Origin of the sequence: uncultured Ligilactobacillus sp. (assembly GCF_948826705.1) — a bacterium.
Lineage (GTDB): Bacteria > Bacillota > Bacilli > Lactobacillales > Lactobacillaceae > Ligilactobacillus.
Window position 1 is genome coordinate 1 of sequence record NZ_CAQLEL010000007.1, and the last position, 6,016, is coordinate 6,016.

Here is a 6,016-nt window from a genome sequence, read left to right on the forward strand (position 1 = left end):
GATGCCAAAACCACCAGTGTTGACCAGAATGTAGTTGTGGCGATACTGTTCTTCATCTTCATTTGGCTCTACTATAATATACGAAGCATCAGCTTCAATAACTTTACCGAAAAATGACTTTTCGTTCTGTTCGTTATTTACAGTTTCAACAGAATCAAAATTAATATTTTGGACTTTAAACTTAAAATCTTCTCTATTGGTAACACTTTTTTCAATTAACTTATATACAATAACTACTCCAATAACTATAATCAATACTGCAATTAAAACTCCAATAATTACTTTCTTATTCTTACTCATTTTTACCACTTTACCACCACTTGACCTCTCACTTTTGTTTTCATCATAACGAGAACTTACTAATTGTAAATCCTAATACTTTTTTATCAATTTTGAAATTAATACTCTACAAGTGTTCATTTGAATGCAAGCATAAAAATTATTTGTTACTTCTTTACTTTTCCCAATTGTTGTTGTTTCTGTAACTTGAGCTCGTTTTTCTTGAGTTGCATATCTAGTTTCTCGGTAGCAGCTTGCTTTTTGATAGCTTTAGCATTTGCTTTTGCAATTCTTTCTTCCTTCATTTTTTCAAGGTGTTGTTCGTTGTCGCGTTTGATTTCTTCTGGTGATCGTTTATCTTTGAAAGTTGGGTTAGTACCGATAAGTAACCAAATTGCAATAAAAACGATAAACCCTAAATGTGGAATATTCCATAAGCTGATGTTAAGAATACCCGTTATTAAACCAGCGAAAGCCCCATAAGAAAATCCTTTTACGGAATCGCCTTTCCAAAACTTTGGTTCATTGCTGTTTTGATCATTCAATTTTAAAACCTCACAATCATTGGTTAATACCCGCCTTCGGTCTGAATCTCTCCAGAAGTTTCTAAAATATCTGGAGTAGATTGCAGAGCTTCCATCGGAGTCATGCCAAAATGTTGAACTTTGTATGCAGCAGGGGTCATCCCGTATTTATTAAGAAAGTCTGTTAACGTACCATCGAACGGCGGTAATTCACCATTCAGTGTTTGAGAACTTGTCTGCTGTTGTTGTGAATCACTATCTGAAGTAGTTGGATATTCAGTGGCAGATGAACTTTCTTGTGTTGTAGCCTCAAGCTCGGCAAAAGCATTATCGGCATCAATTTCATTTTGTTCAATAGATGCACTGTCAGCTTGAGATTGGCTGTCTCGTTTTTGTTGCTCACTTTCAGACGCTTTTTTCTTCGAGGATTCTTTGGCAAGCCGTTCTGATTTAGCCTTGCTACTACTGAGTGCATCAGCTTTATTACTTGATTGATCAGAGCAACCAGCAAGCGACAATAGGCTTAAACACAAGAGAGCAGATGTAATATGTCTCTTATTCATTGGTATCACCTCCTATACATTTCAGCTTTTAACGTCATCAGTATTTGGACGAGTGTTATTTTTAATATGCATTATTCGTATTACCAGTATCATCAGAATTAGCATTTGCTTCGACTTCTGCATTGGCTTGTTGGCCCTTTTCTGTTGGTGTACCATCTTGATTTAGGTAGCCATTTTGCTTAGCCCACTCAACTTGATCTTGAACCCAAGAATCTGAATTGCCATAAACATCAGTACCAGGAGCATGATCTTGACCAGGCATTACAGGATTACCTTTAGAATCGTAGCCACGTTCCATATTAATTTGACTCTGAGTTTTTTGTTGAGGCTGCGCAGGGGCTGTTTGTTGGGCTTGAGTTTGTTCACTGCTTTGTTGTATTTGGCTAGAAGCTTGTTCAGATGCAACTTGTGCTTCACTTTCAGCCTTAGCAGACTCACTGGCAGCTTTTTGGCTTTCAGCTTTCTTTTTACTTTCTTCTTTTCTTTTTGATGATTCTTTTGCAAGTTTTTCAGATCTAGCCTTACTACTGGAGCTTGCTTTGCTGTCGTCAGATTGGCTAGTGCATCCAGCAAGTAAAAATGTTGTTAGTAGGGCAGTAACAGCCAATTTTGTAATTTTATTCAATTTGATCATTCTTTCTATATGTATCAGCTTTTAACGTCATCAGTATTTGGACTACACGCTATTAGGATCGTCTAGCATATTTTTGATTTGCTTATCAAAATCAGAAGTGATCTTCTGTGTCTTATTGAAGATATCATATTCATCTGAAGCTTTTTGTTGAGCATCTTTCATAGAAATAGAGCCATGTCCTTCATTCCACGTAATCAAAGTAGCCAGTAACGTTTCTTTCTAACTGTTTGATTTGTTTTTCGTCTAAATAGTTTTTAGCGATCTTAGTGTCAGATTTAAGGATCCTGCCATCTGGAGCATTTTTCCAAGTCGTAAGTCCCATGTGTTCTTTATTATGATCAGCAGTGTGATAGATTATCTCGGCTGCAGTCTGATCAGTAATAGCATAGTGGAACTTATTTTGAACATTGGCATAGAATCTATGTGTGATAGGACTGTTTTTATCGTAATCGACACTGATCTCAGCAAAAATATCAGTGATCTTTTGCCAAATTCGTCGCTCACTAGCTCTGATGGATCTAACACGTTCAAGAAGTTCATCAAAATAGTCTTTACCTAACAGCGTTTCGCCTTGCTTTAGTCGTTCATCATCAAGTACAAAGCCCTTGATCATGTATTCTTTAAGCGTTTGGGTAGCCCATTGACGAAAACGAGTTGCTTGGATCGAGTTAACACGATAGCCGACAGAAATTATCGCATCAAGGTTGTAATAATTGATATTGCGAGTTACATCATGACCACCTTCATTTTGAACTATTCGGAATTTCCGAATAGTTGATTCCGGAGAAAGCTCCTCAGTGGAATAGATTTGTTTTAAGTGTTCGTTGATAGTGGAAACACTTTTTCCAAATAGTTGTGCGATAGATTTTTGACTTGCCCAAATAGTTCCTTGGTCTACAATAACATCAATAGTTACATTGCTATCATCTGTTTTATATACTAGGAACTTCGTAGGTAGGGTGGACATAATTGTAACTCCTTTCCAAATTTAATGAGGGGACGCCGTGCTATGGCTAAGCCTGAAAAGCTATTCAGAGATGCCCAGCAATAAAATTCAATCAAGAACTATGTATCAGCTTTTAACGTCATCAGTGTTTGGACGTATTATTGATATAATTCTTTTTTGTGTCTTATAAAACCGCCATGGAGACGGGCTGTAAATTGATTTATTTTAGTTCTGATTGTGTTTTAGATGTTAATTGACCATTAGTAAACTGGAGCGTTGCATTAGCATACGAACTACCTTTGATACCAGTTAACCAAATAGCTGTAATCTTTGTTTCACCACTAATGACCAGTTCATTTAAACTATCAGGCTCACCGTAATTTTTGATGATTTCATCGTATGATGCACCAGTTTGGATCTGGTTAAATGCATCTAAAGTTAATTTTTCTTCACGTTTTCCAAATTTAAATCCGCTAAGATCCTTAGTTACAACCTTATCGTCTACAAAGTGAAGCATTATAGTGACTCCATTTTTAGTCCAAGTACCAGTTTTAGCGGAAGTGCCTTGAAATTTTGTAGGCTTACCTAGTGATTTTTTAACTTCATCAAGTGTTGAACCACCATTTCCGGAATCCATAATATCGCCAACTTTGATACTATTAAATTTGTTACGAAGTTCTGTATTTTTCAAGACAACTTCATTTTTAGCACTCGATGAACTCGATGATGTATCTTTTTTAGAATCAGTCGAGCCGGCACAAGCAGATAAAACAATGGAACAAACTCCCAATAAAGCAAAAGATAATAATTTCTTTTTGTACATAGTAATTCTCCTTTTTATGTGTAATCAGCTTTTAACGTCGTCAGTATTTGGACAGTAGCATCAGGACACCGTGTCACTAAGAGCAGGGATGTACATAGATTCCTATTCTTAGAAATCTGATATAAATAAAATTGCATCCTTGTCTTCATATATACGGCTTATTCCTGCTCCGATTTGGCTAGAATTAACAGTGCCAAGACCATTTAGTAATCCATCTAAAGTAACCTGACCATCTTTGTCGGGGTGCAATTTCTTATCTGTAACTACTAGAAATAAAGCATTGCTATCTTTAGGAGATAATAGATAGTGATATTCCCCTAACTTATCTTTACCGTTACCTGAGTCTACAATATGAAAATTATGTAAGGATACTGCTTTACCTGTTAGTTCGCCACTAGTGTACTGATCCATGTTTTTAACATCAAATAGAGTAGTAATATCTGGATTTTCAGTAGTAACCTCAGATGAAGCTTCACTTTCACTAGAATCTTCTTCATCAAGTGAAGTATAGCTTGACTCTTCACTTGAACTAGATGAAGAGTCATCGTCTTCATATGAGCTGTCTGTATCATCGGATAATAGACTATCGAGTTCAGATGATTCTTTTCGTGATTGAGCTTCAGCTGCCGCTTCTTTTGCATTTGTTCTATAGGCATAAATAGCGGGGGCGCCCAAAAAGAATACTAATCCAAATAGCATCACCAAAACAGGAATTCTAAAATTTCTGTTTTTTGTTAAATTGAATATTAGCCAAATAAGTCCTACAACAAATGATATTAAGCCTACATAACAAAGAGTTTCCAAAAAATAATACATAAAAATTTCCCCCAATTTAAGAGTCCAGCTTTTAAAGTCATCAGTATTTGGACTGTGTTTAAGTTAATGATTCACCAAAATAAAAATTTTCTGGCACGCCATAAGAATAATTTAGCTGTTTTATCTCACTAGCGTATTCCCCATTTTCTTCACAGTAAAAAGAATTACATAGCTCAAAACTAAATAAATCAGCTTCACGTTCCATGCTAGATCTAAAATGCATGTTACTATCATAAGAACAAGCGATACCAGTATGCTTGAAGATATGTCCTAACTCATGTCCGCAAACGTAATATTTTGCGTTGCTTTCATATAAGCTGTCTGACATGAGTATTACAGGTTGGTCGTAAAGATAGATTGTTTTCGCTAGAGGATTAAGCATATCTATATACTTGATAGGAATATCAAAATACTTTGCGATTTCAAGCGGATCATATGTATCAGTTTGATCGTAAATTTTTTCTAAAATTTTCCTATATTTCCACATAACGAAACACCACCTAAAACTTAAATCCACCTTTTTCTTCTTTCCTTTTCTTAAATTCATCATGATATCTATAGAAAATTTGAGTTAAAGCTATCTCGAGCTTTTCTCTATCTTCTTGTGTGACTTTTCCATCCCCAAAAGTCATCCCATTATCCAAATTATCTTCAAGAAATTTTTTCAAGTCTTTTGTTTCTTGTTCTTCACTGGAATCTTTAGTTTTTTTTCTGCCTAATAGATAGTCAGTAGAAACATCGAAAATTGCTGCGAGCTTATTTAGCTCAGACGTAGAAACTTTTCTAGTACCGCTTTCAATTTTACTAATGTATGAATTGTGTATTCCCATAAGTTTTGCAAGCTCACTTTGTGACAAGTTTCTAGATTCTCTCAAATTGATGATGTTGTTTCTTAATCTATCGTCAGATGATATTTCTTGAATCATGTCTTTCACCTCTTAAATCATGTTATTTGCGTATTTCGCATTGTTTTTTACGCAATAACAATAACATATTTTGCGAAAAAAAGATAAATAAAATGCAAAAAATGCTTTACTTTGCGTAAATCGCATGGCGATATAATAAATGAAGATGAGCGAAAAACGCAAATTATTAAGGAGAGGGAGGAACAGAATGCCTAAAGTTAATTTGAAATTAATCAAACAACGAAGAACAGAATTAGGTCTCACTCAAGCTATGATGGCAAAAGAATTGAATTTAGCTTTGCTTGTGAGTGGGCGCTTTTATTATGCCTAGATCGTGTAGTCAGGAGGAGCCATCATGGATAATGAAGAAGTATTAGACCTAACGGCAACTGAAGAGGAACAAGCAAAGCCGTATAAAACATTTGAGTCGCAATCTGATTTGGATAGCTATACGGATAAGCGAGTAGCTAAAGCTTTAGAAACGGCACGTTCTAAATGGAATGATGAGCTTGATACCAAGTTAAAA

Annotated in this window: 9 protein-coding genes and 1 pseudogene; 1 reads left to right on the forward strand and 9 read right to left on the reverse strand. The window is 35.4% G+C overall.

Annotation, left to right across the window (positions count from 1 at the left end):
* The 9 genes and pseudogenes from Q9Q35_RS00580 to Q9Q35_RS00620 all read right to left on the reverse strand — a co-directional run.
* Positions 1–300 (reverse strand): hypothetical protein (locus Q9Q35_RS00580; RefSeq protein ID WP_304651678.1); only part of this gene is annotated, 300 nt, incomplete at its 3' end.
* A 146-nt stretch (positions 301–446) separates the two neighbouring features.
* Entirely contained in the window at positions 447–824 is a 378-nt protein-coding gene (locus Q9Q35_RS00585) for a hypothetical protein (RefSeq protein WP_304651679.1), read from the reverse strand.
* 23 nt (positions 825–847) lie between these two features.
* Complete coding sequence (locus Q9Q35_RS00590; protein ID WP_304651680.1) at positions 848–1,366, reverse strand: hypothetical protein; 519 nt, start codon at positions 1,364–1,366, stop codon at positions 848–850.
* Positions 1,367–1,427: 61 nt separating this feature from the next.
* Positions 1,428–1,991 (reverse strand): hypothetical protein, encoded by a 564-nt coding sequence (locus Q9Q35_RS00595; protein ID WP_304651681.1) that lies wholly within the window; start codon positions 1,989–1,991, stop codon positions 1,428–1,430.
* A 51-nt stretch (positions 1,992–2,042) separates the two neighbouring features.
* Positions 2,043–2,967: pseudogene (gene rhuM, locus Q9Q35_RS00600) on the reverse strand (RhuM family protein).
* A 199-nt stretch (positions 2,968–3,166) separates the two neighbouring features.
* Entirely contained in the window at positions 3,167–3,769 is a 603-nt protein-coding gene (locus tag Q9Q35_RS00605) for a DUF3862 domain-containing protein (RefSeq protein ID WP_304651682.1), read from the reverse strand.
* Between the two features lie 108 nt (positions 3,770–3,877).
* A complete protein-coding gene (locus tag Q9Q35_RS00610; protein WP_304651683.1) occupies positions 3,878–4,585 on the reverse strand; it encodes a hypothetical protein in 708 nt (235 codons plus the stop codon).
* A 58-nt stretch (positions 4,586–4,643) separates the two neighbouring features.
* A complete protein-coding gene (locus Q9Q35_RS00615) occupies positions 4,644–5,072 on the reverse strand; it encodes an ImmA/IrrE family metallo-endopeptidase (protein ID WP_304651684.1) in 429 nt (142 codons plus the stop codon).
* 13 nt (positions 5,073–5,085) lie between these two features.
* On the reverse strand, positions 5,086–5,511 hold the full coding sequence (locus Q9Q35_RS00620; RefSeq protein ID WP_304651685.1) for a helix-turn-helix domain-containing protein: 426 nt from the start codon (positions 5,509–5,511) through the stop codon (positions 5,086–5,088).
* Positions 5,512–5,698: 187 nt separating this feature from the next.
* Here Q9Q35_RS00620 and Q9Q35_RS00625 point away from each other — a divergent pair, with 187 nt between their 5' ends.
* Positions 5,699–5,821: a hypothetical protein gene (locus Q9Q35_RS00625; protein WP_304651686.1), complete on the forward strand. Its 123-nt coding sequence runs from the start codon at positions 5,699–5,701 to the stop codon at positions 5,819–5,821.
* Positions 5,822–6,016 lie beyond the last annotated feature (195 nt).